This window comes from Muriicola sp. (genome assembly GCF_049669965.1).
Taxonomy (GTDB): Bacteria; Bacteroidota; Bacteroidia; order Flavobacteriales; family Flavobacteriaceae; genus Muriicola.
Window position 1 is genome coordinate 1 of sequence record NZ_JBATLB010000269.1, and the last position, 1,971, is coordinate 1,971.

Annotated in this window: 1 protein-coding gene and 1 pseudogene; one reads left to right on the forward strand and one right to left on the reverse strand. The window is 40.3% G+C overall.

The annotated features are described in order from the left end of the window. Positions 1-523 (reverse strand): annotated as a pseudogene (locus WBM49_RS13410) (sugar isomerase); the annotation flags it as partial. Positions 524-811: 288 nt separating this feature from the next. Here WBM49_RS13410 and WBM49_RS13415 point away from each other — a divergent pair. Further along, the coding region (locus WBM49_RS13415) for a tetratricopeptide repeat protein (RefSeq protein WP_424372557.1) at positions 812-1,971 on the forward strand (1,160 nt) is incomplete at its 3' end.

Consider the following 1,971-nt stretch of genomic DNA (forward strand, 5'->3'; position numbering starts at 1 on the left):
CCCAGGGACTAAATAACAGGAATACCAGGGTGATCAGCAGTCGGCTCCACATCTCCGTTTGATAGGTGATAGAGAGCTTGTTAAAATAATGATGTCCCTGATAGTTCCCTCTATTCACGCTCATAAAAAAGTATAAAGGGATTCCAAAGCCAAGTGCCACAAACATATAGGGAGTATTTGTCTGAAACAGCATTTGCAGATCTTTGGCAAAATAAACGAACAATGCGCCAAAAAACATTCCCACAATAATGGCTTGTTTGTAGATCCTGTTTAAGAAACGGTCCCAAACCTTTCCGGAAAACACTACGGCGAATTTTGTGGTTGTCAACTGAAATGTCATCCCCAGAAAGGACAAAACTAGCAGCAGCGTTACAAGAAGTGCAGCATCAGCATATGCATCCGGCCCCAACAATCTTCCCAGGATCAGGTTGTATAAATAGTTGCCACCATTAACGAGTAACACACTACCCATAAATACTTGTTCGGGGGTTAACTTTTTAAATAGAATTCTAATTGCCGTCATATCCGATTTTTAAAGATGTGTTCTAATGAGTAAGCGCTGTAATTGCTTGAATTTGTAAACACATTTATGAATTGTTTTGGTTAAGCGTTCTTTTAATTATTACCCCAAATATCTCCCAAGCTGACGTTTTTTAATTCCCGATTTAGACGGATGGCCAATTGCTGTAGACGAACGTACATTATCGCACTTCCGGTGCGGAACGGACTGCATTAACTTTACATAACCAAATAATAAGAAGGTGAGAAGCTCAAAAAATAGCTTCGTAAACCATCAAAAAATGCTTAACCTATGAAAGTTAAATTCTTATTACCCGTATTACTTTTCACGTCCTCTCTTATGAGCGGACAAAGAAGTATGAACGAAGGATTTGAATTATTGGAATCCGGATCATTTGAGGAGGCAGAAACCTATTTTTATTCGTATCTGGAAACAGACACGAATAACAAAACGGCCCAGATCTGCTACGGCAGGGCAGTGGGCTTAAGCGGGGAACCTACCAAAGCCATTGAATTATTTTCTGAGCTTCTTCAGAAATACCCATCAGATTTTGAGGTTCAGATCAACTATAACGAGGCCTACTTATGGGATAAGCAGTATAGCACTGCCAAACCGTTGTATGAAGAATTGGTAGCGAATAACCCCAGTAATTTTGGAGCTCTTTTAGGGTATGCGAACACTTTAAGTAATCTAAAAGAATTTAAATCGGCCCTGACTTGGGTCAATAAGGCATTAATGCTGCAACCGAATAACAGGAGTGCCAAGACCTCCAGGAAATATATCAAACTAGGTTTTGCCAATGACTACCTAACGGATAAGCAGTACGATATTGCGGAGCGAATGCTGAAAGATATCTTTACCGATTTTCCTGAAGACAAAGAAACCTTGCTAAATCTTGCCAATCTGTATTTGATCACCAAGAATACTGCTAGTGCAAAAAGCACTTATGAAAGAATGGCTAAGTCTGCGGCAGATTCTATTGTTGCACTAAATGGCATTTCCCTGGCAGCACATACAGGCAAGCAAGACAAAGAGGCTTTAAACATCGCCAGGACTGCCATGAGTAAAGTTGCCTCTGTAAATGATACTGTTATAACGAACAGGACTAATGAACGGTATATCCAGGCCCTGATCTGGAATAGCAAGTATAAGGAAGCAGATAAACAAATAGACAGTTTGGAAAGAAGAGCGCCTAAACAAAATTGGATAAAAGCGCTCAGAGCAACCTTGGGAATGTATACAGCCGATTTTAAGACCAGTCTGGATTCATACGATGCTATTCTGTTAGATGATAGTACATCTTTTGATGGGAATCTGGGAAAGGCAAATGCCTTGTTTGCTTCCGATAGGATCATCCCTGCTTATGAGGCGGCCTATAAAACATTGTCGCATTACGAAAACCAGGCTGATGCCCAGGGATTTATTGAAAAATTGAATTCACTACATACACC